This window comes from Bartonella sp. CM120XJJH (genome assembly GCF_042194715.1).
In the GTDB taxonomy this organism is placed as follows: Bacteria; Pseudomonadota; Alphaproteobacteria; order Rhizobiales; family Rhizobiaceae; genus Bartonella.
The window spans coordinates 1-533 of the sequence record NZ_JBHINE010000163.1 but is presented as its reverse complement, the minus strand read 5'-3'; the positions used below and the strand labels follow the sequence as shown (position 1 = coordinate 533).

General features: G+C 46.2%; 1 protein-coding gene. It reads left to right on the top strand.

What is annotated here, in order from left to right:
* On the top strand, window positions 1-533 hold a 533-nt coding region (locus ACFIKU_RS10370), incomplete at both ends, for a hypothetical protein (protein ID WP_375657457.1).

Below are 533 nucleotides of genomic sequence, written 5' to 3'. Positions count from 1 at the left end.
CAAATTGCTGGGATCAAAAAGGATATGATCTGGCTTGAGACCCACCTTGTCGACGGACAAGAGGTCTTGGTACCCCACGTTTATTTGGCACCAAACACTTCTTTAGCACAAGATGTTTATGGGGCAAAAACGCAGCAAGGAAATCTTGCCAGTGCACGTTTGAAAGGCAATGGCGTCACTATAGAGACGGACCGTCTTACCAATAGTGGCACCATATCGAGTAATGGTGCATTGCATGTTTCGACTACGCAAACTTTGTTTAATGATGGTGGTTTTTTGCTTGGCAGCGGTGCTGTAGATCTCGGCAGTGGCGATCTTTTAACCAACTCTTCAGGGGTTCTTCTGGGGGATATCATCACCCTCAATGCGAAGACAATCATTGATGGTACTGCAAAAATCCGTGACACGAATGAATATGGTTTCGTTGATCGGAGTGGGCAGCAGGCTCAAATCATTTCTATACAGGATTTAAACATTCACTCCCTTGGCGATTTAAGCATGACTGGTGGCCAATGGAGCAGTGGTGGATCGAC